The 25,839-nt window shown below is 69.7% G+C and carries 22 protein-coding genes; 6 read left to right on the forward strand and 16 right to left on the reverse strand.

Annotation, left to right across the window (positions count from 1 at the left end; translation table 11 throughout):
- Positions 1 to 123: 123 nt before the first annotated feature.
- Complete coding sequence (locus C693_RS0111110) at positions 124 to 1,251, forward strand: carboxylate-amine ligase (protein WP_017462352.1); 1,128 nt, start codon at positions 124 to 126, stop codon at positions 1,249 to 1,251.
- Positions 1,248 to 2,405, forward strand: a complete 1,158-nt coding sequence (locus tag C693_RS0111115) for a hypothetical protein (RefSeq protein ID WP_017462353.1) — start codon at positions 1,248 to 1,250, stop codon at positions 2,403 to 2,405. The genes C693_RS0111110 and C693_RS0111115 overlap by 4 nt, the downstream gene beginning before the upstream one ends.
- Positions 2,406 to 2,434: 29 nt before the next feature.
- Here the strand turns inward: C693_RS0111115 and C693_RS0111120 are convergent, their stop codons facing one another.
- A complete protein-coding gene (locus C693_RS0111120; protein ID WP_017462354.1) occupies positions 2,435 to 3,595 on the reverse strand; it encodes an AAA family ATPase in 1,161 nt (386 codons plus the stop codon).
- 176 nt (positions 3,596 to 3,771) lie between these two features.
- Between C693_RS0111120 and C693_RS0111125 the strand changes: the two genes are divergently transcribed.
- Positions 3,772 to 4,749 (forward strand): NAD-dependent epimerase/dehydratase family protein, encoded by a 978-nt coding sequence (locus C693_RS0111125; protein WP_017462355.1) that lies wholly within the window; start codon positions 3,772 to 3,774, stop codon positions 4,747 to 4,749.
- Positions 4,750 to 4,760: 11 nt separating this feature from the next.
- Here the strand turns inward: C693_RS0111125 and C693_RS21575 are convergent, their stop codons facing one another.
- The 8 genes from C693_RS21575 to C693_RS0111165 form a co-directional block, all read right to left on the reverse strand.
- Positions 4,761 to 5,816: a GNAT family N-acetyltransferase gene (locus tag C693_RS21575; RefSeq protein ID WP_017462356.1), complete on the reverse strand. Its 1,056-nt coding sequence runs from the start codon at positions 5,814 to 5,816 to the stop codon at positions 4,761 to 4,763.
- Positions 5,813 to 6,796 carry an NAD(+) synthase gene (gene nadE, locus C693_RS0111135; protein ID WP_017462357.1) on the reverse strand — a complete coding sequence of 328 codons (984 nt, stop codon included), beginning with the start codon at positions 6,794 to 6,796 and terminating at the stop codon, positions 5,813 to 5,815. The genes C693_RS21575 and nadE overlap by 4 nt, the downstream gene beginning before the upstream one ends.
- A 28-nt stretch (positions 6,797 to 6,824) precedes the next feature.
- Entirely contained in the window at positions 6,825 to 7,715 is an 891-nt protein-coding gene (locus C693_RS0111140; protein ID WP_017462358.1) for a HemK family protein methyltransferase, read from the reverse strand.
- A 10-nt stretch (positions 7,716 to 7,725) separates the two neighbouring features.
- The gene (locus tag C693_RS0111145; RefSeq protein ID WP_017462359.1) at positions 7,726 to 9,288 is read right to left on the reverse strand and encodes a class I adenylate-forming enzyme family protein; all 1,563 of its coding nucleotides are present in this window, start codon (positions 9,286 to 9,288) and stop codon (positions 7,726 to 7,728) included.
- On the reverse strand, positions 9,285 to 9,572 hold the full coding sequence (locus tag C693_RS0111150; RefSeq protein ID WP_241762663.1) for a phosphopantetheine-binding protein: 288 nt from the start codon (positions 9,570 to 9,572) through the stop codon (positions 9,285 to 9,287). Before C693_RS0111150 ends, C693_RS0111145 begins: the two co-directional genes overlap by 4 nt.
- Before the next feature lie 59 nt (positions 9,573 to 9,631).
- Positions 9,632 to 11,581, reverse strand: a complete 1,950-nt coding sequence (asnB, locus tag C693_RS0111155) for an asparagine synthase (glutamine-hydrolyzing) (protein WP_026107351.1) — start codon at positions 11,579 to 11,581, stop codon at positions 9,632 to 9,634.
- Between the two features lie 107 nt (positions 11,582 to 11,688).
- Positions 11,689 to 12,741 carry a hypothetical protein gene (locus C693_RS22655; protein ID WP_026107352.1) on the reverse strand — a complete coding sequence of 351 codons (1,053 nt, stop codon included), beginning with the start codon at positions 12,739 to 12,741 and terminating at the stop codon, positions 11,689 to 11,691.
- Between the two features lie 119 nt (positions 12,742 to 12,860).
- Positions 12,861 to 13,286, reverse strand: coding sequence for a nuclear transport factor 2 family protein (locus tag C693_RS0111165; RefSeq protein WP_017462362.1), 426 nt, complete (start codon positions 13,284 to 13,286; stop codon positions 12,861 to 12,863).
- A 70-nt stretch (positions 13,287 to 13,356) separates the two neighbouring features.
- Between C693_RS0111165 and C693_RS0111170 the strand changes: the two genes are divergently transcribed.
- Entirely contained in the window at positions 13,357 to 13,821 is a 465-nt protein-coding gene (locus C693_RS0111170; RefSeq protein ID WP_017462363.1) for a MarR family winged helix-turn-helix transcriptional regulator, read from the forward strand.
- A gap of 9 nt (positions 13,822 to 13,830) precedes the next feature.
- Here the strand turns inward: C693_RS0111170 and C693_RS0111175 are convergent, their stop codons facing one another.
- The 6 genes from C693_RS0111175 to C693_RS0111200 all read right to left on the reverse strand — a co-directional run bounded on the left by C693_RS0111175 (position 13,831) and on the right by C693_RS0111200 (position 20,883).
- Entirely contained in the window at positions 13,831 to 14,502 is a 672-nt protein-coding gene (locus tag C693_RS0111175) for a nitroreductase family protein (protein ID WP_017462364.1), read from the reverse strand.
- Positions 14,503 to 14,568: 66 nt separating this feature from the next.
- Positions 14,569 to 16,848, reverse strand: coding sequence for an FdhF/YdeP family oxidoreductase (locus C693_RS0111180; RefSeq protein WP_017462365.1), 2,280 nt, complete (start codon positions 16,846 to 16,848; stop codon positions 14,569 to 14,571).
- A 127-nt stretch (positions 16,849 to 16,975) separates the two neighbouring features.
- Positions 16,976 to 17,287, reverse strand: coding sequence for a cytochrome o ubiquinol oxidase subunit IV (locus C693_RS0111185; RefSeq protein ID WP_017462366.1), 312 nt, complete (start codon positions 17,285 to 17,287; stop codon positions 16,976 to 16,978).
- Positions 17,287 to 17,916, reverse strand: a complete 630-nt coding sequence (locus tag C693_RS0111190; RefSeq protein WP_017462367.1) for a cytochrome c oxidase subunit 3 — start codon at positions 17,914 to 17,916, stop codon at positions 17,287 to 17,289. The genes C693_RS0111185 and C693_RS0111190 overlap by 1 nt, the downstream gene beginning before the upstream one ends.
- Positions 17,913 to 19,973, reverse strand: a complete 2,061-nt coding sequence (locus C693_RS21585; RefSeq protein WP_017462368.1) for a cbb3-type cytochrome c oxidase subunit I — start codon at positions 19,971 to 19,973, stop codon at positions 17,913 to 17,915. The genes C693_RS0111190 and C693_RS21585 overlap by 4 nt, the downstream gene beginning before the upstream one ends.
- Positions 19,963 to 20,883, reverse strand: a complete 921-nt coding sequence (locus C693_RS0111200) for a ubiquinol oxidase subunit II (RefSeq protein WP_017462369.1) — start codon at positions 20,881 to 20,883, stop codon at positions 19,963 to 19,965. Before C693_RS0111200 ends, C693_RS21585 begins: the two co-directional genes overlap by 11 nt.
- 303 nt (positions 20,884 to 21,186) lie before the next feature.
- On the opposite strand from C693_RS0111200, the gene C693_RS0111205 reads away from it, so the two are divergent.
- The gene (locus C693_RS0111205) at positions 21,187 to 23,370 is read left to right on the forward strand and encodes a penicillin acylase family protein (RefSeq protein WP_017462370.1); all 2,184 of its coding nucleotides are present in this window, start codon (positions 21,187 to 21,189) and stop codon (positions 23,368 to 23,370) included.
- Between the two features lie 25 nt (positions 23,371 to 23,395).
- Here C693_RS0111205 and C693_RS21590 read toward each other — a convergent pair whose 3' ends face one another.
- Positions 23,396 to 24,205, reverse strand: coding sequence for a hypothetical protein (locus C693_RS21590; protein WP_017462371.1), 810 nt, complete (start codon positions 24,203 to 24,205; stop codon positions 23,396 to 23,398).
- Positions 24,206 to 24,328: 123 nt separating this feature from the next.
- Here C693_RS21590 and C693_RS0111215 point away from each other — a divergent pair, with 123 nt between their 5' ends.
- Positions 24,329 to 25,837, forward strand: a complete 1,509-nt coding sequence (locus C693_RS0111215) for an acetyl-CoA hydrolase/transferase family protein (protein ID WP_017462372.1) — start codon at positions 24,329 to 24,331, stop codon at positions 25,835 to 25,837.
- The last annotated feature ends 2 nt before the right edge of the window (positions 25,838 to 25,839 follow it).

Here is a 25,839-nt window from a genome sequence, read left to right on the forward strand (position 1 = left end):
CGGCCGTCCAGACGGCCGAAACCGATCCATCCACCAGGAACTCCGCGGCGCCGCATGACGGAGACCGCGACGCCGGCCCTTGCAAAGGTGTCTGATGCGCTTTCCCAACACAGGAGAGCCGCCATGATCACTTTGGGTCTGGAAGAGGAAGTACAGGTAGTGGATGCACGCGGCCAGCTGGTGCCGCACGACTTCACCGGGGAGATGGCCGCCCACGGCGGCGACGGGGCGATGGACCGGGAGATCCACCGCTGCGTGATCGAGCTGAAGACCCGGATCTGCCACAGCGTGCCGGACCTGGTCGCCGCCCTGGCCACGCTGCGCGGACAGGCCCGGCATCGCGCCGCGCTGCAGGGCCAGCAGATCCTGATCGCCGGCGTGCATCCCACCGCGCGCTGGCAGGATCAGGCCATGCACCTGGGGCCGGCGTTCCCGCACTACACCGCGTTGGTCGACGAGTACCAGGACATCGCCCGCAGCGCCTTCAGCTTCGGCATGCACCTGCACCTGGGATTCGAGCCGGACGCGCCACGCATGGCGATCATGAACCGGCTGCGCCACGTGCTGCCCGAAGCGCTGGCGCTGTCGGCCAGTTCGCCGTTCTTCGAAGGCCGCGACACCGGCCTGCAGTCGTGGCGGCACAGCCTGCTCGATCGCTACCCGCGCATGGGCACGCCCGACGTATGGGCCAGCGAGGACGACTACACCGCGCACGTGCAGCGGCTGCGCCGCACCGGCTGCATCGGCCCCGAGCAAGGCCTGTGGCAGGACCTGCGCCTGCACCACCGCTACGGCACGCTGGAAGTGCGCATCATGGACACCCATCCGGACCTGGCACGCATCGGGCTGATCGCCACCCTGCTCAAGTGGGAGGCCGAGACGCTGCAGATCGAACTGCGCCACGGCCGCGCCGGGCCACCGTGGGAACGCGCGTGCATCGACGAGAACAAGTGGCGCGCCCGCCGCCACGGCATGGCCGCCCGCTGGATCGACTGGGACCGCGACGAGGTGATCGACACGCCCACCCGTTTCGAACGCTGGTGGTCGCGCATCGCCCCGCGCGCGGCCCACGCCGCCGAGCGGCACTACTGGGAACGCGAGCTGGCCGACGCACTGGCCAAAGGCAGCTTCGCCGACCGCGTGCGCCAGCGCGCCGAACACGACGCGCGCTGGTCCAGCACGCTGGCCTGGATGATCGCTCAGGGCGAGGACGACGAGATGCTGCTGGCCCGCGCGGAGGGCTGGTCATGAGCGAGCATCCGCAGATCGCCCTGCATCCGATGGGAGCCGAGCCGCTGCGCCAGGCGCTGGCCGACGTGCGAGCCCCGCACCTGCCGCAGAGCCAGATGTCCGACCAGTACGCGATCGGCAACCGCGCCCTGCACGACACGCTGCAGGCGAAGGTGTCCCATCTGGTCGAAGCGCTCGGCCCGCAGCTGCGCACGCCGCGCCCGCACTGGCACGGTGCGAAGGCGGACGTGCTGGCGCTGGACCTGGCCTTCGTCGAACACCCCCGGCAGCCGTTCGAGCTGGCCTGGGTGGAGATCCAGGCCTTCACCTCGATGCTGCCGACCTTCCACACCCTGCACCAGGCGCAGCGTCGCCTGCACGGACTGGACCGCCGCTGGCTGCCGCACGATCCGGTGCCGCCGGGCAACGACTGGGTCGGACACCTGCGCCGCTGGGTCGCGCCGAAACCGGCGACGGTGCTGATCGAGGATCGCCCGCGGCAGCGCCCCACCTGGCCCGACCTCGACGCGGCGCGGCACTGGTGGCAGGTGGCCGTGCACGACTGGAGCGAGCTGCTGCCCGCGCACGGGCTGCTCTACCACCCGGGCACCGCGCGCCACTTCGGCCACGTCTGGAACCGGCTGATCCTGTCCGACCTGGACCGCTTCGACCGGCGTCGTGCCGAGGGCACGCTGATGGCCGCCGACCGGGTGAGCTGGCACAGCCACCCGGCGTGGTACGAGGGCATCCACAAGGGCAGCCTGGCCGACGTGACGCTGGCCGAGCACGAGGCCTGCCACTGGGTGGAAACCAGCCCGCTGTGCGCCAACGGCTGGCAGGCGGCCGACCGCTGGGTGGCCAAGGCCGTGGGCGGCCACTCCGGCAGCGGCCTGCTGCTGGCACCGACCCCCGAGCAGCTCGCCGCCCTGCCCACGCCGCGCCAGTGGATCGTGCAGAACCGCTTCCGCCAGACACCGATCGGCACGCATCCGCAGACCGGCCAGCCGTTGTTCGGCGAAGTGCGCTGCATGCTCGGCCTGCAGCAGGACCGGCCGCCCTGGGTGATGGCCTGGATCCTGCGCCTGTCCACCAACGGCATCGCCACGCTGACCGGACGGCAGACCGTGCCCGGCGAAGGCATGACGATGCTGTACTTCGACACGGCCGCCGCATGAGCCGGCGGTCGTGCGAGGTGGGCGTTACTTCAGCGTTCCGGCCAGTGCCAGGGCGGTTCGTCGAGCATGCCCTGCCCCACCACGCGGGTCTCGCTGAGTTCCTTCTCCAGCCGCAGCATGTGGCAGGCCGGCGTCTGTTCCAGTGCGGCGATCAGCCGGGCGGCGTGCGAGACCACCCACACCTGGCTGCGCGCGGAAGCCTGCACGATCAGCCGTGCCAGCGCCGGCAGCAGGTCGGGATGCAGGCTGGTCTCCGGCTCGTTGAGCACCATCAGCGGCGGCGGTCGCGGCGTGTGCAGGGCAGCGATCCACAGCAGGTAGCGCAGCGTGCCGTCGGACAGTTCGGCGGCCGACAACGGACGCAACAGGCCGTGCTGGCGGAAGGCCAGACCGAAGCGGCCATCGCTCACCGTCACCTCGACGCTGGCGCCGGGAAAGGCATCCTCGACCGCGGCATCCAGCGCGCGCGGATCGCCGATCTCGCGGATCGTCTGCCATGCCGCGGCCAGGTCATGCCCGTCATGGCTCAGCACCGGCGTGCGCGTACCGAGTTGGGGCCAGCGTGCCGGCGCTTCGGCATCGGAACGGAAATGGTCGTAGAAGCGCCAGCCGCGCACCGTCTCTCGAAGGCGCAGCACCTCCGGCGCGCGCTCGGGATCGGCGACCTGGGTGAACAGGCTGTCGAACGGGTCGAGGTCGTCGGCCAGCACCCGCCAGTTGCGCCCCTCGCGGATGCGCACCAGCGCGCCGCGGCGAGACACCAGCAGGTTGGCCGGGCGCAGGAACGGTCCGGCCCAGATCGCCTCGGCCTTGATCTGCGGATCGGAGGCGAACCGTGATGAGGACGGCTCGGGCAGCCCGAGGTCGATCGCATAGCCGAAATCGTCCCCGGCGAAGCCCATGCGCAGCGCCACCACCTCGCGTCGCGGCCCGCCCTGCACCGGCACCTCACCCCGACGCATCGCCCGGGTGATCTCCTCCGGCCCGGCCCACAGCGTGGAACCCAGCCCGCCCTCGCGGGCCAGCGCATGCACCACGCGCCCCTGCGCCGTATCGGCAAGCAGGCGCAGCGCGCGATAGAGATTGGACTTGCCGCTGCCGTTGGCGCCGGTCACCAGGGTCAGCGCCCCCAGTGGCAGCACCAGCGAGCGCAGCGAGCGGTAATTGGCGATCGCCAGCGTGCCGAGCATGAGAGGATGCCTCCGTTTCCGGTCGTGTCCATGGCGGCGCGCTGCCGCCTCCGGCATGCTGGCGCGCGAACGTCGCAGCGGGTGCGACGCGGTCCTTGCCGTTCCGCCCGCCACCCCATGATCCCGAGGAGCGGTTCGACGATGATGCCATCCCCCGACCATCGCGCGGTGCACGCGTGAGCACGATCTTCCTCACCGGCGCCAGCGGTTTCCTCGGCAGCCACCTGCTGCATGAACTGGTCGATGCCGGCCATGACGTCCGCGCGCTGTCGCGCAGCGAAGCGTCCGATGCGGCGATCGCCGCGCTGGGTGGTCGGCCGGTGCGGGCCAGGCTGGACGATGCGGATGCGCTCGCCGCCGCACTCGCCGGCTGCGATGCGGTTTTCCATGCCGCGGCCGACACCAGCATGTGGCGGCGGAACGCCGCGCGGCAGACGGCCACCAATGTCGACGGTACCCGGCACCTGCTGGCCGCCGCCGAACGCGCGGGCATCGGTGCCTTCCTGCACACCTCCTCGGTCTCGGCGTACTCGCATCTCGTGCACGGCACGATCACCGAGACCACACCGCAGCGCGGCGGCGAGAGCTGGATCAACTACGAGCGCAGCAAGTACCTCGCCGAACAGGCGGTACGCGACAGCGCACTGCCGTGGATCGTGTTCAATCCCTCGCACATCCTCGGGCCCGGCGACCGGCACAACTGGTCGCGACTGATTCGCCTGGTCGATGCGCAGAAACTCCCCGGCATCCCGCCCGGCATCGGTGCCTTCGCCGACGTGCGCGAGATCGCACGTGCACAGCTGCGGGCATGGCAGCGACAGCGTTACGGCCAGTGCTACCTGCTCGGCGGCGAGCAGGCCAGTTTCGTCGACTTCGTGCACCGCGTCGGCGCCGCCCTCGGACGCCGCACGCCGCGGGGCGCCTCGCCGGCCTGGGCGCTGATGGCCTACGCCCGCGTGCTGGACACGATCGCCCGGTTCAGCGGGCGCGAGCCGGACGTGACACCGGAAGGCGCGGCGCTGACCTCGCATCACCTGCGGGTGGATTCGTCCAGGGCCATTCGCGAGCTGGACTACGTGGAGACGCCGCTGGATGCCCTGCTCGGCGACACGCTGGCATGGATGCGCAGCGAAGGCATGCTGGCCTTGCGCTGAGCGGTTCCCGGCTACTGGTCTTCGTCGGCGGCGGTCAGGTGCAGAGCCGGCGGTGTCCCCGCCGCGAAGCCTCGCTGCCAGCGACCGATGACCGGACGGCGGCCGCGTTCGCGGAACCCGGCCTGCTGCCAGGCCGCATGGCAGGCCGCGGTGGCCATGCACTCCATCGAGACCGCGGCCAGGCCCTCGCGCCACGCCGCATGGAGCAGCAGGTCCAGGCAAGCGCGCGGCACGCCGTCGATCGCGCCGGCCGACCAGAAGTCGCGCACGTGCAGGACGCCGCCCTCGACCTGGCAGGCGAACCATGCGTGCAGCGTGCCGTCGCGGGCGGACACCAGCAGGTAGCGCGTCGCCACCATCGGCCACGCGTCGAAACGCCACCGCAGGAAGACGCAGTCGCGCGCGGCCAGGGCCGTATCGCCGAGCCGGGATGCCTGCCACAGGACGTCCATCCGGGGATCGACCCGGTCGCTCCATCCGGCCGTGAGCGACCGCGTCCACGCACTGCGCGCGAACAGCGTCAAGGCGACGGCCGCATCGACCGGCAGCGCGGCGAGCGCCGCCAGCCAGCCGGGCATGCGCCGCGCCAGGTAGCGACGACTGCGCAACACCCGCGCGTGCCGGCGCATCTCGCCGAGCACCGCGTAGCCGAGTCGCTTCACCACGGCGAGCGACTTCGGATTGGGCACGCCGTAAAGAAGATCGAACCGCCCGGCGGATGCCTCCATCAGGGCCGCCTGCAGGATCATCGCCGGCCCGAGGCTGCGGTGTTTCGGATGTACCGCGAAATCGACCAGCACGCCGGCTTCCAGCACCCGTCCACCAGCCACCATGCGTCGCGGTCCCGCCGAACTGACCCCCACCCGCTCACCGCTGGCCTGGTCGCGCAGCAGGCACACCGTCGGCTCGCCGAACGGACACTGCTGGTAGAACCAGTCGATCTTGGGACGGTGCGCCTCCGGCCGACCCAGCCGGCTGACACCCCAGATCCGGACGATATCCGCCGCATCGCCCGGCAGCCGTGCCGGCTCGATCGTGTACGCGGGGGAGGACGGCGCGGCGTTCATGGCATGGCGGGGGGCGAGGTCAGGCTCAGCGGGGGCAGATGAAGATAGCGCGTGGTGCGCCGCTTGGCGCGGATATCGGCGTACACCGCTTCGGCGGCCCCGGGCGACAGGCCCAACGGCCCGCACAGCGCGGCCGATGGCAGGTCGTGCTCCAGCGCCCACAGCGCCAGGTCCATCGAGCGCCAGGGCAAGGCGAAATAGAACTCGTCCTGGCCCTGGGCCAGGCTGTAGGTATCGGTGGTCGGCTCGGCCGTGGCCACGCACTCGGGCAACTCGAGGTAGCGTGCCAGTGCGTAGACCTGCGACTTGTACAGATGCGCGATCGGCTTGAGATCGGCCGAGCCGTCGCCGTTCTTCACGAAGAAGCCCTGGTCGTATTCCAGCCGGTTCGGCGTGCCGACCACGGCGTAGTTCAGGCGGTCGGCGTGGTGGTATTCGATGGTCTTGCGCAGGCGCTGCTTGTAGTTGGTGGCGGCGACGATCTGCAGGTATTCCGGCAGCGCCATCGGCACGTCGAAGTGGCGCCCGTCCGGCGCCTCGGCGACCAGCCGGAAGTGGTTGATGCCGCCTTCGCGCCCGCCGGCGATCACCACCTTGATGCGCCAGTCCTCGCGGTAGTCCGGCAGCACGCGGCGCACCGCCTCGTCGCGCGAGCGGTAGCAGCCGATCGCCTCCAGCGCCGGCGCGATGTCCTGCGTCTGGACCCGCACGCCCAGATGCGCGGCCAGCTCGCCGGCATCGCGTGCGCTGCGTCCGGATGAATCCCGCTCGGGCAGGATCAGCGAGTACACGCGGGCCGCCCCCACCGCACGCACTGCCAGCGCGGCGCAGACCGAGCTGTCCACGCCCCCGGAGATGGCCACCACCAGCCCGCGCCGATGCAGCGTCTGCGCCAGCGCGGCGCGGATCCACGCGACGATGCGCTCCACCTCGGCGGCCGGGTCGATGTCCAGCACGTTCCAGTCCAGCGTGGCCGTCATGCCGTCGCCTCCCCCGCCATCCGCCCGTTCACGCCCGGCGCGCCAGCAGCGCGCGCACCACGCCCTCGGCATCGGGCAGTTCGCGCACCTCGGCGTAGTTCGTGTCGCGCTGCAACCGGCGCGACATCGCCGGCCCCTGCCCCTTGCCGACCTCGAATGCCAGCCAGCCGCCGGGTCGCAGCATGCGCGGGGACTCCTCCACCAGGCGTATCAGCAGGGTCACCCCGAGCGGGCCGCCATCGAACGCTTCGCGCGGTTCGTGGCTGGCGATCTCCGGGGCCATCACGCCCACCTTGCCGCTCTGGATGTACGGCGGCGCGGAGGTGATCAGGTCGACCCGGCCGGTCAGGTCCGGCTCGTCGAATGGCGCCAGCAGGTCGCCGCGGCGGAACTCCAGCCGCTCCTGCATGCCGAGCAGGCGCCCGTTCTCCCCGGCCAGTGCCAGCGCCTCTTCACTGATGTCGCCCCCCATCACGCGCGCCCGCGGCACGCCCCAGGCCATCGCATAGGCCACGTTGCCCGACCCGGTGCAGACATCCAGCGCCAGCGGTTCGCCGGGCACACCGTCGAGCAGGTCGACCGCCGCCCGCGCCATCAACTCGGTTTCGGCGCGGGGAATCAACGCACCCGGCGCGCTGAGCATCTCCAGGCCCATGAAGTTCTGCCGCCCGGTGATATAGGCCAGCGGCTCGCCGAGCAGTCGACGCTGCACCAGTCGCTCCAGCACGGTGACCGCGGCCGGGCTGGCCTCGATCGCGGGCAGCGGCCGGCGCATCGCCACGTGTGCGGAACACGGACGCCCCGCCGCGGTGTGCCAAAGCGCGCGCAGGGCGCTCTCGGGCGTTTCTTCCGGCTTGTCGGGCAGCACCTGCAGGCCGTCGGTGAGACGGGACAGCATGCCCTCGAACAACACACTCATCGATGCGACCTCACGATGCGAGCGACTCCAGCAGCGCGCGCTTGCTGACCTTGCCCGAAGGCGTGCGCGGCAACTCCTGCACGAAAACCACCTGCTGCGGCACCATGAAGCTCTCCAGTCGCCGCAGGCACAGCGCACGGATCTGCCCGACGCTGAGGCAGGCATCGTCCTGCAGCACCACGTAGGCACGGATCGCCTGGCCGAGCAGCTCGTCCTCGACACCGACCACCGCCACCTCGCGGATACCGTCGATGGCGCTCATCGCGTTCTCCACCTCGACCGGACTGACCTTCTCGCCGCGGGTCTTGATGATGTCGTCGCTGCGACCGACGAAGTAGAGAAAGCCATCCTCGTCCATGCGGAACAGGTCGTGCGTGCACAGCACCCGCTCGCCCGGCAGCCGTCCCGGACGCAGCATGTGCTCGGACAGGTCCGGACGGTTCCAGTAGCCGAGCATCACGTGCGGGCCGCGCACGTGCAGCACGCCGATCTCGCCCGCCGGGGTCGGCTCGCCGGAGGGTGAGAGCAGGTACACCTCGGTCCCCGGTATCGCCTTGCCCACCGAGCCGGGGCGCTGGTCGACCAGCTCCGGCTCCAGGTAGCTGACCCGCTTGCACTCGGTCAGGCCGTACATCTTGTAGACCAGCGCCTGGGGGAAGATTTCGCGCAGGCGCGCGGCACTGTCGTCGGACAGCGCCGCGGCGGTGTTGGTCACCCGCGTCACGCCGTCGAAACGCAGCGGCGACTTGCGGTGCGCGGCCAGCAGCATGGCGAACATGGTCGGTACGCCCGGGAACACCGTGACGCCCTCGGCCTGCATCCGCGCGAAGACCTGCGCCGGGAAGGTGAACGAACGCTCGAGCACCAGCGTGGCGCCGAGCCTCACCGCCATCAGCAGCTGGTACAGGCCGTAGTCGAAGGCCAGCGGCAGCGCGCACAGGATGCGGTCGTCGGACGACAGCCGCAGGTATTCGACCAGGCTGCCGCCGGCGAACACCATCGACTGGTGCGTCTGCATCACGCCCTTCGGCGTGCCGGTACTGCCCGAGGTATAGATCAGCGCGGCCAGGTCCGGGCCGATCACGGTCGGCTCCACCGGCTCCGGCGCGGCGGCGCAGGTGGCCGCATCGAAGGGCGATATCGCCCGGTGCTCCGGGCATTCGCCGGAGCAGATCACCCCGCCGGGCAGGCGCGAGCCGTCCAGCAGCGGCAGGAACTGCTCGCCGATGTGCGCGTCGGTGACCAGCACCCGCGCGCTGCAGTCATCGAGGATGAAGGCGAGCTTGTCCGACTTGGTCTGCGGGTTGACGACCAGGAACACGCCACCGGCGATCAGCACCGCGTAGATCGCCACCACCGCGGGCCAGCCGTTGTCGAGGTAGATCGCCACCCGGTCGCCGCGGCGGACGCCGCGCGCCTGCAGGGTCCCGGCCAGGCGCCGTGCCGCCTCGAACAGTTCGCGGTAGCTGTACCGCTGGCCCTCGGCGATCACCACCGGCTTGTCCGCCGTGGCCGGATCGGCGGCGTGCTGCAGCAGGCTGTCGTGCAGCCGGCGGATCTCGCGCGCCGTCATATCGCGGCCGCAGCCGCGACCTTGCCGTTGATGGCGCGATGGACGAATCCGGCCATGCTGTCCACCGAGTCGAAGTTCTGCGGCAGCAGGTCGTCCGCCTTCACCGAGATGCCGAACTGCGTCTCCAGGAACATCGCCAGCTCCAGCACGCCGGTGGAGTCGATCACGCCCTTCTCGAGCAGCGACGCGTCGTTGGCGAGGACGGAACCGTCATCGCTGAACATCAGGTTCTCCAGGATGTACGCCCGGATATCGGTCGTAATCCGTGCCAGTTCTGCACTCACTCACCACCCCCTGTTTTGTGAATTGCATCACATTTTCGGCTTGTCTGCTCGACCGGCGGTCAGGCCCCCGATCCGTACCTGACCCGCTGGCGATGCACCAGCATGGTCGACAGGATGCCGACGAAGGCCTGGTTGTCGGCGAAACCGATCGCCTGGCCACGGCGGCACTTGTCGAACAGCCGCCCGACCCGGTCCGGGTCGAAATAGCCGGCCTCGCGCAGGCTGTCGCCGCTCAACACATCGGCCACATAGTCCAGCGGCTCGCCGTCGAAGAAAAAGCTGCCGTGGTCCGGCGCCCGATAGGGCTGCTTGGTGCGCCGGCGGATATCCTCCGGCAGCAGGCCGGCCAGGGCGCGGCGCAGCACGTCCTTCTCGGTCAGGCCGCGGATCTTCCAGTGGTCCGGCAGGCGGTTGCCGAACTCCACCACGCGATGGTCGAGGAACGGGTAGCGCCCCTCGACCGAGTGCGCCATGGCCGGCCGGTCGCCCTGCATCGGCAGCAGGTAGGACGCCAGCAGCGAATGCGCCTCCACGTACTGGTCGCGGGCCAGCGGGCTCCAGTGCCCGATCGCCGGCGGCAGCGTGGCCTCGAAGGTGGCCAGCGGGTCCCAGCCGTCCACCTGGGCCCGCCACTCCGGCGAGAAAAAGGCCAGCGCGCGCTGCGAGGTGGTCCAGCGCGGCAGGTGAGCGAACACCGCACGATCGCGATGCTCCATGCCGCGACCGAAGAACGACTGGGCCATCGCCGCATTCGCCACCGGCGAATGTGCCAGATAGCCGTACAGACGCTCGAACAGGCGCGGGCGCCAGGTCGATCCGGGCTGGCGCGCCCAGAACCGACGCACCTTGGCCTCCTTGAACAGGTCGTAGCCGCCGAATACCTCGTCCGCTCCCTCGCCGGTCAGCACCACCCGGAAGCCATGCCGCTGCACGTCGCCGGCCAGCAGCATCAGCGGCACGCCGGCGGTGCGCAGCACCGGCGCCTCGGTGTGCTCGATCAGCTGCGGGAACGCTTCGCCGATGTCGCGTCGGGTGCAACGCAGCGTGGTGTGCTCGGTGCCCAGGTGGGCGACCATCCGCGCCTGGAAATCGCTCTCGTCGAACTCGGCGTCCTCGAAGGCCACCGAGAAGGTGCGCAGCGGGTTGTTCGTGTAGTGGCGGATCAGGGCGACCACGCCGGAGGAATCCAGCCCGCCGCTGAGGTAGGCGCCCACCGGCACGTCGGCCCGCAGTTGCAGCCGCACGGCGTCCACCAGCAGTTCGCGCAGCGCGCCGGCGGCCTCGTCGATGGAGCCGAACGGTCGCTGCTGGCGGCCATCCTGGAGCTCGGGAAACTCCCAGTCCCAGTAGCGCCGCAGTGTGCGGCGACCGTCAGCCTCCAGCGCCAGCACATGCCCCGGCGGCACGCTCGAGACATCGCGGAACACCGTACCGGGATCGATCGCCCCCCAGTAGGTCAGCGCCTGCGCCACGCCGTGCGGATCGAGTACGCCCAGTTGCGGCTGCACGGCCAGCAGCGCCTTCACCTCCGAGCCGAACCACAACCGCCCCCCCTCGCTGGCATGGAACAGCGGGCGGATGCCGGTGCGATCGCGTGCCAGCAGCAGCCGTCGGCGCTCGGCGTCCCACAGCGCGATGGCGAACTGACCGTTGAGGTGATCGACGAAATCGTCCCCGTACTGCTCGTACAGGTGGACGATGACCTCGGTGTCGGAGTGCGTGTAGAACGCGTGCCCCTGCGCCTCCAGCGTCCGGCGCAGCTCGCGGTAGTTGAAGATCTCGCCGTTGAGCACCGTCCACACGGTGCCGCGCTCATTGCGGATCGGCTGCTGGCCGGTGGCCAGGTCGATGATCGCCAGTCGCGCGTGGGCCAGCCCGACGCCCTCGCCCAGGTGATAGCCGAACCCGTCCGGACCGCGATGGCGCAACGTCCGGATCATCCGCTCCAGCGTTCCGCGCGCCGCTTCCGGCGTGTCCTGCCCTCCGACGAATCCTGCTATCCCGCACATGCGATGGGGCTCCCCCTGCCCGGCCCGGACGCGCTAGTTCGGCAGCCCGGCCGAGCGCGTCGTTCCGGCGGGACACGAAGCATAGCCGCTGCGCCGGGGCGACCGGCTCAGTCGACCACCATCAGCACGCACTCGTCGGCCCCCAGTGCCCGACAGCACAGGCCGATCACGTGTGCGGAGCCATCTCCCTTCATCGGCTCCATCGCGCCCTGCAGCAGGCCGGCGAAGAAGGTGCAGCCGGAATGGTCCGTCTTGCCGCACAACGGGCTGGCCCCGAGGTGCACCTGGCCGCCCTGCAGCTTCACGTCGAGCAGCTCGCCCAGCGCGGGCAGACCACGCCTGGCCAATGCCTCGTCCGGACTCAACGGCAGGCCGCGGGTTCCCTGCCGGGTGGCGATCCAGCGCCCCACATGGACACCGGCCAGCTCCAGCGTCGCCACCCGGGCCCCGGGAACCACGGCCTGCTCCATCGCCCTGACCAGCGGCAGCATCGCCGGATAGGCCCCGGGCAGCGCCCGCATCAGGCGCTCCACCGCCACCGGGTCGGCATCCAGCGGCGTGGCCGCGTCGGACATCGGCGCTGCCGCGGGGACCGGTGCGGGCGCGGGCGCGGGCGGCGCCAGCGCGGCCTCATCCCGAACCTCGCGCGCCGACGGGATTCGGGTCATCTCCGCCGGCCAGGCTGCCCACGGGGGATCGGCATCGATATCCAGCACGGGCAGTGGCTCGATGGCTTCGGCTTGGGCGGTGCGCTCGGGGGCCCGGTCGAAAAACGCCATCGCCTCGGCGTCGGGCACGCGCGGTGGTGGCGGCATCGGCGGCCCGGTCAGCGAGCGCTTGCCCGGCACGGGCGGTGGGGCCGGGGGTGGCGGCGGCACGTAGTCGAACTGGCGCGCAGCGGCGAAGTGGGGGCGCATGTCCTCGCCGTCGGCGGGCTCGATCGTGAAGCTCACCACGCGCTCGAGCTTGCCCAGGGCCGCATCGAGCGCCCGCCGGGAGCGCCGGTGCCCGCGCACCAGCAGGGAAAGCAGCACGCCGTTGCGGTCGTCGACCAGCCGGTGCCGCTGCAACACGAACCCGTTCGCAGCAACGATCCGACCGATATCCAACAGCAGACCCTCGCGTTCGAGGGCAAGGATCTGCACTTCCAGCTCGACCATCAGCGTCCCCTGTCACTTGCGCCGGCACCGGGCAGCCGGCGCAGCGGACTTGCCGTTCGGACGGCAGGGGACGACTGTCGCACAAACCGGCCGCCGGCGGCATGCCCGGCGCCGCCCGGTCAGCCGTCGAGGCGGCGCCAGCCCTCGAAGACTTCCTCGCGCGCAATGCGGCCGTCGCGCATGTGGAACACGTGCAGCAGGCGAAGCTCGGCGCGTGAGCCGATCGGCACCGGCACGTTGACCAGCCCGTCGCCCGTGACGCGCAGGCGCACCAGGCACTCGTCCACCACCCGGTCGGCGGTGGCGAAACGGTCCAGCGGCTGGATCTCGATCTCGGCCATCGAGGCGAACATGCGCACGTAGTTGCCGCGGATCGCCTCGAGCGAATCGAAGCGCTGGCCGCGGCCGGGGATCTCCAGCACGGCGTCCTCGGTATACAGCGCGAGCACGCTGTCCGGATCGCGCGCCTCGTCGCGCATGTGCCGGTCGACCACCTCCAGGTTGCGGGCGATCGGGTCGGAAACGGGGTGAAGCTGGGCGTTCATGGACATCTCCAGTTAGTCAGTCTTGCTGACTAAATTGGACAGACAATCTGACCATGCGTCAACATGACTTATGGCCACGACCTTTCCCGATCGTCAGCGTACGCTCGGCAGCCTGCTGCGGCTGCCCTACCAGGCAATGCAGGACACCGTGTACGGAGCCCTTGCCGAACGCGGCTTCGACGACATCCGCGCCGCGCACAGCGCCGTGTTCCGCCACATCGACGCCGACGGCACCCGGCTGACCGTGCTCGCCGAGCGTGCGGGCATGACCAAGCAGAGCATGGCCTACCTGGTGGATGCGCTCTCCCAGGCCGGCTACCTCGCCACCACGCCCGATCCGCACGATGGCCGGGCCCGGCGCGTGCGGCTGACCCGCCGCGGCGAGCAGGCGATGACCGCCCTGCTCGAGCTCAGCGCAGACTTCGAGCAACGGCTCGCCGCGCGACTGGGGGTGGCCAGGATGAAGCGGCTGCGCACCCTGCTGGAAGAGCTGGCCACCGTGGTCGAGCCGGTGCGCGCGGCGGACACACCATGACCGCCCCGCTCAGTCGATGAAGTTCGCGTAGGCCTCCAGCGGCAGCCGCTCGATCGCCGGCACCTGGCAGCCCTCGGCCGGATGCCCCACCACCAGCAGCAGGAACGGCATCTCGTTGCGCGGACGCTCCAGCAGCTCGTTGAGGAAGCCCATCGGGCTTGGTGTGTGGGTGAGCGTGGCCAGCCCCGCGCGGTGCAGCGCGGCGATCAGCAGGCCGGTGGCGATACCGACCGACTCCTGCGGGTAGTAGCGCTTGTGCTTGTTGCCCTCGGCATCGAGGCCGAAGCGTTCGTAGAAGATGCCGATCAGCCACGGCGCGGTCTCCAGGAACGGCTTGTCCGCGTCGGTGCCCAGCGGTGCGAGCGCCTCAAGCCATTCGTCCGGCGCGCGCCGTTCGTAGAACTCGCGCTCCTCCGCCTCGGCCGCCTCGCGGATACGCTGGCGCAGCGGCCCCCGCCCCACCGCCACGAACCGCCATGGCTGCTGGTTGGCTCCACTGGGCGCGCTGCCCGCCGCGCGCAGCGCCTGCTCGATCACCGCGCGCGGCACCGGCGTATCGGCGAAGTCGCGCACCGTGCGGCGGCTGGCCATGTCCTGCGCGAATGCCGTGGCTGCGGCGATACGCTGCGCGTCGGTGCAGGCGGGACGCGGCGGCAGCGGCATGGCGACGGGAGGCGGCATCGGCAGGAGTCCATGGGCAGCGGGAGTCGCATCATCCTAGCCGCTCCTGCCCATCGCCCTGCGGGACTATCTGCGGATGCGCACCGGCACCCCCTTGGATGCCGGCGTCTTCGATGCCTCGTCGTGGTACCACAGCGGCACCAGCGCGTTCATTTCCGGGTAGTAGCCGCCCAGGCAGCCATCGGGCAGGTTGAACGGGGTGACCGTGAGGCCCTTCACTTCGCGCACCACATCGTCGCCGGCATCGCCCACCAGGCTGACCACGTCGCCCTCCTTCAGCCCGGCGCGCTCCATCTCGGCGGGATTGATCAGCAGGATCTCGCGCGAGCCTTCCAGTCCTCGCAGACGATCGCTGTGGCCGTAGATGGTGGTGTTGAACTGGTCGTTCGAGCGCATGGTGATCAGGTGATAGCGACCCGGGGCATCGCCGATGCCGAGCGCCGACATCACGGTCGGGTTGGTGAACTCGGCCTTGCCGCTGTCGGTCTTCCAGATCCGCTCGTGCGCCGGATTGCCACGGTAGAAGCCGCCCGGCTGGAACATGCGGGCGTTGAAGTCGTGGAAGTCGTGCGGATAGGTCTCGGCGATCAGGTCGCGCACGATGCCGTAGTCGGCGGTCCACTCGTCCCAGCGCCATTTCGGATGCGCCGGCAGGGTCGCCTTGGCGATGCCGGCGACGATCGCCAGTTCGGACAGCAACCCCTCGTCGGCCGGCTTGCGTTTGCCGATCGAGCCGTAGATGTGGCTGAAGCTGTCCTCGATCGACACCGACTGCGGCCCGCTGGCCTGCATGTCCTCCTCCGCGCGCACCAGGCACGGCAGCAGGTACGAGGCGCGCCCGTGCACCAGATGACTGCGGTTGAGCCTGGTGGCGATGTAGACGGTGAGCGCCTGCTCGCGCCAGGCCGGCTCCATCACGTCGCGATCGGGAATCGCCCGCACGAAATTGCCGCCCAGGCTGACGAAGCCTTTCACCGTGCCGTTGCGGATGCCTTCGCAGGCATCGACCGTGGTCAGCCCCTTCTCGCGCGGCGGCTCGAAATCGAACATCGCCGCCAGCTTGTCCAGCGGCACCAGCTCGGGCTTCTCGGAGATGCCCACCGTGCGCTGGCCCTGCACGTTGGAGTGCCCGCGCACCGGCGACATGCCGGCCCCCGGCCGACCGATGTTCCCGCGCATCAGCATCAGGTTCACCAGCATGCCGATGCTCTGCGAGCCGTGCACGTGCTGGGTCAGCCCCATGCCGTACACGCCGATCACGTTCTTCGCCTCCACGTAGACGTCGGCGGCCGCCTCCAGGTCGGCACGCGCCAGGCCGCTGACGCGCTCGATCTCGTCCCAGCCGGTGTAGCGCGCCGTTTCGACAAATGCCTCGAATCCGTGTGTGTGCTGCTTGATGAAGTCGCGATCCAGCACGTCGACCTGGCCCGCCGCGCGCGCCGCATCGTCGGCTTCCAGCACGCGCTTGCACAGGCCGGTCAATGCGGCGATGTCGCCGCCGGGCTTCACCTGCAGGTACATGTGCGCCAGCTCGGTGGCGTCGCCGGTGAGCATCTGCAGCGGGTTCTGCGGATTGATGAAGCGCACCAGCCCCTGCTCGCGCACCGGATTGAACACGATGATCCTGCAGCCGCGTTTCACAGCCGCCTGCAACGGATGCAGGAAGCGCGGGCTGTTGGTGCCCGGGTTCTGGCCGAAGTAGAAGATCGCGTCGCAGTGCTCGAAATCTTCCATCACGCAGGTGCCGACCGGCGAACCAATCACCTTCTTCAGGCCCACCGAGGTGGTCTCGTGGCACATGTTGGAGCTGTCCGGCAGGTTGTTGTTGCCGTACATCCGCGCAAACAGCCCGTACAGATAGGAGGTTTCCAGCGACGCCTTGCCCGAGGCGTAGAACACCACCGACTTGGGATCGAGCGCGTTGAGCTCGCGGGCAATGCCGGTGAACGCCTCTTCCCAACTGCAGGCCACGTAGCGATCGGTGGCCGGGTCGTAGCGCAGGGGCGCGGTCAGGCGGCCCTGCATTTCCAGGTCGTAATCGGACCAACCGAGCAGCTCGGTGACCGTATGCTCGGCGAAGAACTCGGGCGTGCAGCGATCGCGGGTGAGATCCCACAACGTCGCCTTTGCGCCGTTTTCGCAGAACTCGAACGCATGCGGATGGGTCGGCTTGCCCCACGCGCAGGAGCTGCACATGTAGCCGCCGGCCTTGTTCTGGCGCATCAGCGTTTCGAGCACGGCGGGCGTGGACAGCTCGCGGGCGAAAACGTCCCCGATGCCCTTGAGCGATCCCCAGCCACCGGCCGGGCCTTCATGCTGGATCGACTCGTCGTGCTGGTCAGTCATCACGTGCCTCCGGGATCTGCGGGTTGGGTCCGGCATCTGCCACGACCATGCAGCCTAGGAGAGTCGATCGCGCCGTCGCGTGAAGAAGCCGCACCTCGCCGCGCAGATCCCTGCACCACCGGGCCGGTCACATCATGCGCTGGTTCTGGTTGAGGATGATCCACAGCGAGCCGGCGACCATCAGGCCGATGATCACCGCCGTGAACAGGATCAGCTGCAGGTCGTCGCGATGCGACTGCTTCAGGTCGATATGCAGGAAGCATCGGAAATGCGCCACCAGCTGCAGCACTGCCAGCGCAGCGACCACGCCGAGCATCGTGCGGGCGGCCCACGGGTCCCAGGCGACCAGTGCGAACGCCGCGCCGCTCAGTCCGAGCGCCAGCACCAGCCCGACCACGTAGTCGCGAAGCTCGCGACGGAAGCCGCCATCGCCGCCCATCACAGCAGTCCCCGCAGAAAGACGAAGGAAAAGATCATCACCCACACGATGTCCAGGAAATGCCAGAACAGGCCCAACCGCAGCAGCCGCGTGCGGGTGATGCGGTCCAGGCCGGACATGCGCAGCTGCACCATCATCACCACGATCCACACGCAACCCAGCGATACGTGCAGGAAATGGGTCGGCACCAGCGCGTAGAACGCCGAGAGAAACGCGCTGACCTGCGGCAGCGCGCCCTTGTCCGCCATGCCGACGAAGTCGTGAACCTCCAGCCCGAGAAAGCCCAGTCCCAGCAGCAGGGTCAGCGCGAGCATGCCCTGCAGCAGGGCCATGCCCCGCTGGTACTTCATGGCCAGCGAGGCGATGCCGAAGGTGAAGCTGCTCAGCAGCAGCAGCAGCGTCTCCATCGCCGCCGGACGCAGCTCGAACACCTCGTGCGGCCCGGGGCCGCCCGCGGTATTGGCTCCCAGGCTGGCATACACGGCGAACAGCAGCGCGAACAGCACCGCGTCGATCATCATGAAGACCCAGAAGCCGAACACCACCTCGCCGTCGGAGGGATGCGCATCGGACTCGTGCAGGTTGAGCCCGGGGTGCCGGCGTCTTTCGCTGGCCGATCCGGCGCTCATGCCGCCACGTCCGCCAGGCCGCGATTGCGTGGATCGCATTCATGCTCGCGCGATACCGGCACGGCGGCGACCAGCACCGCGTGCCAGCGCGTCTCCGTGCGCTCGACCTGTCGTTCGTCGACGGTGCGACCCGGCCGGCGCACGAAACTCCAGCCGATCACCGCGACCAGCACGCCGGCCGTGCCCAGCCCGGCCATCCAGCCGATCCGCCAGACCAGGCCGAACGCAGTGGCCAGGCCGAGCGCCCCCAGCAGCGGACCGATCGCGCTGTTCTCCGGCAGCATGATCGGCGCATAGCGCTCCAGCGGCGGATAGGCGCGACCGGACCGTTTCATCGTCCAGAACGCGTCGCGCCCCTGAACCGCCGGCAGCTTCGCGAAGTTGTATTCCGGCGGCGGCGAGGAAGTCGACCACTCCAGGCTGCGGCCATCCCAGGGGTCGCCCGCCCGCACCCGGTTGCGGTCGCGGTGCCGGATGCTCATGGCCAGCTGCATCGCCAGCGCGGCCATCCCCAGCACGATCAGCACCGCGCCGCCGGCAGCCACCAGCAGCCAGGGCCGGAACGCCTCGTCGAACACCTCGGCACTGCGCCGCGGCATGCCCTCCAGGCCGAGCACGTACAGCGGCATGAAGGCGAGATAGAAACCGATCACCCAGCACCCGAATGCCACGCGCCCCCAGCGCTCTTCCAGCCGGAACCCGAACGCCTTCGGAAACCAGAACTGGTACGCCGCGATCATGCCGAACAACGTGCCGGGGATCAGCATGTTGTGGAAGTGCGCCACCAGGAACGTGGTGTTGTGGACCAGGAAATCCACCGGCGGGATCGCCAGCAGGATGCCGGACAGGCCGCCGATCACGAAAGTGACCAGGAACGCCAGCCCCCACAGCAGCGGCGTGGTGAAGCGCACGCGGCCGCGGAACATGGTGAGGATCCAGTCGTACACCTTCACGCCGGTGGGGATGCCGATCAGCATGGTGGCGATGCCGAACGCCGCGTTGATGTTCGCCGATTGCCCCATGGTGAAGAAGTGGTGCAGCCATACGGTGAACGACAGCACCGCGATGGTCATGGTCGCGAGCACCAGCGAGGTGTAGCCGTACAGCTTTTTCGCCGAGAAGGTGGAGAACAGCTCCGAGAACACGCCGAACGAGGGCAGCACCACGATGTACACCTCGGGGTGGCCGAACAGCCAGAACAGGTTGGCGTAGACCATCATGTTGCCGCCACCGCCGCTGGTGAAGAAATGCATGCCCAGGTAGCGGTCCAGCGCCAGCAGGGCCGTCGCCACGGTGAGCGCCGGCATCGCAAAGATCATCAGGATGCTGGTGCACAATGCCGTCCAGCAGAACAGCGGCATGCGGAACAGGTGCATGCCTGGTGCGCGCTTCTTGTAGATCGTCACCGCGAAGTTGATGCCGGTGAGGGTGGAGCCGATCGAGCTCAGCGTCACCGCCCAGATCCAGTAGTCCACGCCGACGCCGGGACTGAAGCGCAGCTCGGTGAACGGTGCGTAGCCGGACCAGCCGCCGGTTGAGAACGGCGCCAGCACCAGCGAGATCATCACCAGCGCGGCGCCGGCGGCGGTCAGCATCAGGCTGATCGAGTTGAGCACCGGGAACGACACGTCGCGCGCACCGATCTGCAGCGGCATGACGTAGTTGATCACCCCGGTGAGGAACGGCATCGCCATGAAGAAGATCATGATGCTGCCGTGGGTGGAGAACAGCTGGCCGAAGTGCTCGGCCGAGATGAAACCGGACCGGTTGACCGCATCGGCCTGCTGCAGCCGCATCACCAGCGCCTCGATCACGGCGCGGGCCAGCATCACCAGCGCCAGCACCACGTACATGATGCCGATGCGCTTGTGGTCCACGCTGGTGAACCACTCCCGCCACAGGTAGCGCCACTTGCCCTTGCCGGTGATGTAGCCGGCCACGCCGAGTACGCCGAGAACCGCAACCAGTGCAGCGCCCATGGCCACCGGGCTGTCGGTCGGCAGCGCCGACAGGCTCAGCCGGCCCAGCCACGGCCCCGCGAGCGCCTCAATGCGCATCGTTCGTCCTCCCGGTGGCGCGTGAGGCCATGGTGGATGCGCGCACCTGTGCCGATGCGTGGTACTTCGCCACGATGCGTCCGAACAGGTCGGCGTCGACTTGCCCGAAGCGTTCGGGCGCGGCCGGCACGCCGCGCCGTGCGAGCTCGCGGTAACGACGCGCATCGAGCACGTCCCCGTCTGCACGCACCTTGCCGATCCAGCGGTTGAAGTCGCCGGCGTCGACCGCGTGCACCACGAACTTCTGCTGCGCGAAGCCGCTGCCGTTGTACTGGGTGTTCTCCCCGACGAAGTCTCCCGGTCGATCGGCACGCAGCCACAGTTGCGTGATCATCCCGGGCATCGCGTAGATCTGTCCGGCAAGGCGCGGCACCAGCAGCGACTCCATCACCGTGTCGCTGGTCAGGTGCAGGTGTACCGCCCTTCCCACCGGCAGCACCAGGGTGTTCAGCGTGGCGATGTGCTGGTCGGGATAGATGAAGAGCCATTTCCAGTCCAGGCCCACCACCTGCACGTCCAGCGGCGCGGCGGCCGAGGCCTGCCCGGCGTCGATCGCCCGATACGGGTCGAGCGCGCGCGACTGCGTCCAGACCCGCACCGCCAGAAACGCCACCAGCAGCGCGGGCACGCCCCAGATCAGCACTTCCAGCACCCGGGAAAAGTCCCAGCCGGGTCGATAGGCACTGCGCCGGTTGCGGCGACGGAACCGCCAGGCGACCCAGGGCGTGAGCACGATCACCGGGACGACCACGAAGAGCATCAACACGGCTGCCTGGACCAGCAGCTGCCGTTCGGCGGCGGCGACGGGCCCGGCAGCGACCGCGAAGATCGCTGCCCGGGCCGGCATCGCCGCCAGCCCGACGCGCGACGCGCTGCGCTTCGCGTGGCCTTCCGTCGCTGTGTGCTGCACCTGAGTTCCTCGCTGGATCGACGGCGAGTCGGGCCGCCGCCGAAGGTCGCCTTGCCGAAACCGCGGCAAGGCGCGGCATCGCCGCACGACCCTAGGCAGACGCCGCGCAAAGTCGCGTGAAGCGCCCGCGAAGCCCGCGTGCCCGGACGACACGCCACGCGGCCCCCTGACGATTTCCGCAGCGCATGCCGACGCCATCGCCGGAGCCGCTATGCTGGCCGGCGAGTCGGCACCGGGGCCAGCGTTGCACGGGGCGTGGTGCGCCGGACCGCCCATCGTCACCGCCGCATCGAGGCCAGGAACATGCTCAAGTCGCTTGCCGTATCCGCCCTGCTCCTGCCGGGACTGGCCGCACCCGTTGCGGCGTCAACGACCAACCTCCCGCCACGTCTCGAGCGCGAGGCGCAGGCGGTGACGATCACCCGCGACGACTGGGGCATCGCCCACGTGCACGGCAAGACCGACGCCGGTGCGGTGTTCGGCATGGCCTACGCGCAGGCCGAGGACGACTTCCACCGCGTCGAGACCAACTACCTGCTCTCGCTCGGCCGCATGGCCGAGGCCAAGGGCGAATCGTCGATCTGGCTGGACCTGCGGCAGAAGCTGTTCATCGACCCGGTGAAGCTCAAGCAGCTCTACGCGCAGAGCCCGGGCTGGCTGCGCCAGCTGATGGACGCCTGGGCGGACGGCCTGAACTACTACCTCGCCACCCATCCGGACGTGCACCCGGAGGTGATCACCCATTTCGAACCGTGGATGGCGCTGTCCTTCACCGAGGGCAGCATCGGCGGCGACATCGAGCGGGTCGACCTCGAGCAGCTGAAGGCCTTCTACGGCGAGCCCGGCGACGCGCCGCTGGCGACGGTGGAGATGAAGCCGAGCTGGGTCGAGCCGACCGGCTCCAATGGCATCGCGCTCGCGCCGAAGCTCACCGCCGACGGCCACGCGCTGCTGCTGATCAACCCGCACACCTCGTTCTTCTTCCGCTCCGAGCTGCAGATGTCCAGCGACCAGGGGCTGGACGCCTACGGTGCGGTGACCTGGGGCCAGTTCTTCATCTACCAGGGCTTCAACCGGCACGTCGGCTGGATGCACACCTCCACCGGCGTCGACGCGGTGGACGAGTTCGCCGAGACGATCGTGCGCAAGGTCGGCAAGCTCTATTACCGCTACGGCAAGGCGCTGCGGCCCGTGACCTCGCGCCAGATCACCGTGCCGTACAAGACCCAGGACGGCACGATGGCTCGCCGCACCTTCACCGCGTACTTCACCCACCACGGCCCGATCGTGCGCAGGGACGGCGACAAGTGGATCGCCGAGGCGCTGATGAACACGCCGATCCCGGCGCTGGAGCAGAGCTGGCTGCGCACGAAAACGCACGACTACGCCAGCTACATGAAGGTGGCCGAGCTGAAGGCCAACTCGTCCAACAACACGCTGTTCGCCGACGACAAGGGTGAGATCGCCTTCCTGATGCCGCAGTTCGTGCCCAAGCGCGACAACCGTTTCGACTACACCCAACCGGTGGACGGCGCGAACCCGGCCACCGACTGGCACGGCCTCACCCCGCTGAACCAGCTGCCGCAGGTGGTGAACCCGCCGAACGGCTGGGCCTTCAACACCAACGACTGGCCGTACTCCGCCGCCGGCCCGTACAGCCCGAAGCAGGCCGACTTTCCGCGCTACATGGACACCTTCGGCGAGAACCCGCGCGGCCTGCACGCCACCCGCCTGCTCACCGGCGCGAAGGAGGTCACGCGCGCCTCGCTGATCACCATGGCCTTCGACTCGTATCTGCCGGCCTTCGCGCGCCAGCTGCCGGTGCTGATCCACGACTACGACGCGCTGCCCGCCGGCGATCCGCTGAAAGGCAAACTGCGCGGCCCGATCGCCCTGCTGCGCGGCTGGGACTACCGCTGGGGCATCGCCTCGATGCCGACCACGCTGGCGGTGTTCTGGGGCGACACGCTGTGGGACGAGGTGAGCAAGGCGGACACCGCCGAAGGCCTGTCGATCTACGACGTGATGGCCGAGAAGGCCGGATCAAAGGAGCGCCTGCACGCGCTTTCGGAAGCAGTGGACCGGCTGCAGCAGGACTTCGGCCACTGGGGCGTGCCGTGGGGCGAGGTGAACCGCTTCCAGCGCATCAACGGCGCCATCGAGCAGCCGTTCGACGACAACAAGCCGAGCATCCCGGTGCCGTTCACCTCCTCGCGCTGGGGCTCGCTGGCCTCGTTCGGTGCGCACCGCTGGCCGGGCACCAAGCGCTACTACGGCACCAGCGGCAACAGCTTCGTCGCGGTGGTGGAGTTCGGACCGAAGGTGAGCGCCCGCGCGATCACCGCCGGCGGCGAGAGTGGCCACCCGGGCTCAAAGCACTTCAACGACGAGGCCGAGCGCTACACCACCGGCAACCTGCGCGAGGTGTATTTCTGGCCGGAGCAGCTGAAGGGCCACACCGAACGCGTCTACCACCCGGGCCAGTGAGCCCCGGCAGCACGCGGGACGACGCCTAGCCGCGCGTCCCGCGCGAACGGCGCAGCAGCGCCATCACGCCGATCGCCAGCATGGCCGGCACGCCGGCCTGCAGCAGTTCGAACGGCCACAGGTTGTGCGAGGTGGGATCGGCGGCCACCCCCGTCACGATCCGCCCCACCACCAGCACCATCAGCGCCGCCGGCACCGCGGCAGCCAGGCGCCAGCCGCCGCGCCAGCGCCAGCACGCCCAGGCCGGCAGCGCCAGGCCGCCGAGCGCGATGGCGAACATCAGCAGCATGAAGCCGCTGAACAGTATCGTCTCGCCTGCGCTCACCGGCGTGGCGGCGTTCCGCGCCGCGGCGGCACGCTGCGCGTCGCGCTGCCTGGCCAGCAGATCGTCCACCCAGGCCGGCTTGCCGGTCTCGTTGCCCGCCGCATCGGCGCCGGCGGACAGGTGCACCGGCAGCGTCGCCACCACCGGAGTGCCGCCCAGGCTGCCGTCACCGGCGGTGATGCGGATCTCGTCCACCTGCGCGTCCGGTTTCAGGAAGAACAGCCAGCCCAGCGCCTCGCCCTTGCCGTCGTAGCGAATCGACGGGCTGGTGCCGACCGGTGCCGGCTTGCCGTGGAAATAGCCCTGCACCCAGATGCCCACGGGGTGGTCGGTGCGATACGCCAGCCGCAGGTAGAAGTGCCCGCTTTGGCCGAGCGCTATGTCATCGCCCTGTGGCCAGGTATCGAGCACCTCGACCTGCGCCGGCGCCGGCATCGCGTCGACGCGACCCGGCACCCCCGCCAGCAGCAGGCCAAGCAGCAGCAACGCATGGCGAATCATCCCGTTCATCACGTACTCCCCCCATAAACCCGTTCGCAGGTCGGGCGGGGCTGCGGTGCGCTGCCGCGCCCGGTCGACAGCCCCGGGGACGGCTCGCATCATCGCGAGGCACCCCCTCCCCCCGGAACCACCATGACATCCCGTATCGCCTGCCCGACCCTCGCCGCCCGCGTCACCACCGCCGAACAGGCGGCCACGCACATCCGCCCCGGCATGACCGTGGGCATGAGCGGCTTCACCGGCGCAGGCTATCCCAAGCAGGTGCCGCAGGCACTGGCCGCACGCATCGGCGCGGCGCACGAGCGCGGCGAGCGCTTCGGCATCCGCATGCTCACCGGCGCGTCCACGGCTCCGGAACTGGACGGCGTGCTGGCCCGCACCGGCGGCATCGACTTCCGCCTGCCCTACCAGTCCGATCCCGAGCTGCGCGAACGCATCAATCGCGGCGAGATCGACTACATGGACATCCATCTGGGGCATGTGGCGCAGTACGCGCGCTCGGGCTTCTTCGGCAGGATCGACGTGGCGGTGGTCGAGGTCACCGCGATCCTGCCCGACGGGCGGCTGGTGCCATCCACCTCGGTGGGCAACAACGCCACCTGGCTGGAACTGGCCGACACGGTGATCCTGGAGGTCAACGCCGAACAGCCGGCCGGGCTGGAGGGCATGCACGACATCCATTCCTGCGCCGCGCCACCGCACCGCGCGCCGCTGCCGCTGGTCGAACCCGGCCAGCGCATCGGCGAGGCGACGCTGCGGGTGGATCCGGCCAGGGTGGTGGCGGTGGTCGAGACCCGTGGCCCCGACCGGCTCAGCCCGTTCGCGCCGCCGGATGAAACCAGTCGCCGCATTGCCGGCCATCTGGTGGAGTTCTTCCGCCACGAGGTGGCTCGCGGGCGGCTGCCGACGAACCTGCTGCCGCTGCAGTCCGGCGTCGGCAACATCGCCAACGCGGTGCTGGACGGCCTGCGCGAGGGCGGCTTCGAGCAGATGACCGCCTACACCGAGGTGATCCAGGACGCGATGCTCGGCCTGGTGCGCGACGGCCTGATCACCATCGCCTCGGCCACCGCCCTGTCGCTCAGCCCGGACGGCGTGGCCGACTTCGTGAAGCACATCGACGCCTACCGCCACCGCATCGTGCTGCGCCCGCAGGAGATCTCCAACCATGCCGAGCTGATTCGCCGGCTCGGCTGCATCGCGCTCAACGGCATGGTGGAGGCGGACATCTACGGCAACGTCAATTCCACCCACGTCGCCGGCACCCGCATCATCAACGGCATCGGCGGCTCCGGCGACTTCGCCCGCAACGGCCACCTCGCCTGCTTCCTCACCCCGAGCACCGCCAAGGGCGGCGCCATCTCGGCGATCGTGCCGATGGTCAGCCACGTCGACCACACCGAGCACGACGTGTCGGTGGTGGTCACCGAACAGGGGCTGGCGGACCTGCGTGGACTGTCTCCGCGCCAGCGTGCGCACGCCATCATCGAGCACTGCGCGCACCCGGACTTCCGCCCGATGCTGCAGGACTACGTCGACCGCGCCTGGGTGCACAGCAAGGCGCTGCACACGCCGCATCTGCTGCCCGAGGCGCTGTCCTGGCACCAGCGCTTCCTCGATACCGGCAGCATGCGGGCCTGATA

Source organism: Dyella ginsengisoli LA-4 (assembly GCF_000334915.1).
Classification (GTDB): domain Bacteria; phylum Pseudomonadota; class Gammaproteobacteria; order Xanthomonadales; family Rhodanobacteraceae; genus Dyella_A; species Dyella_A ginsengisoli_A.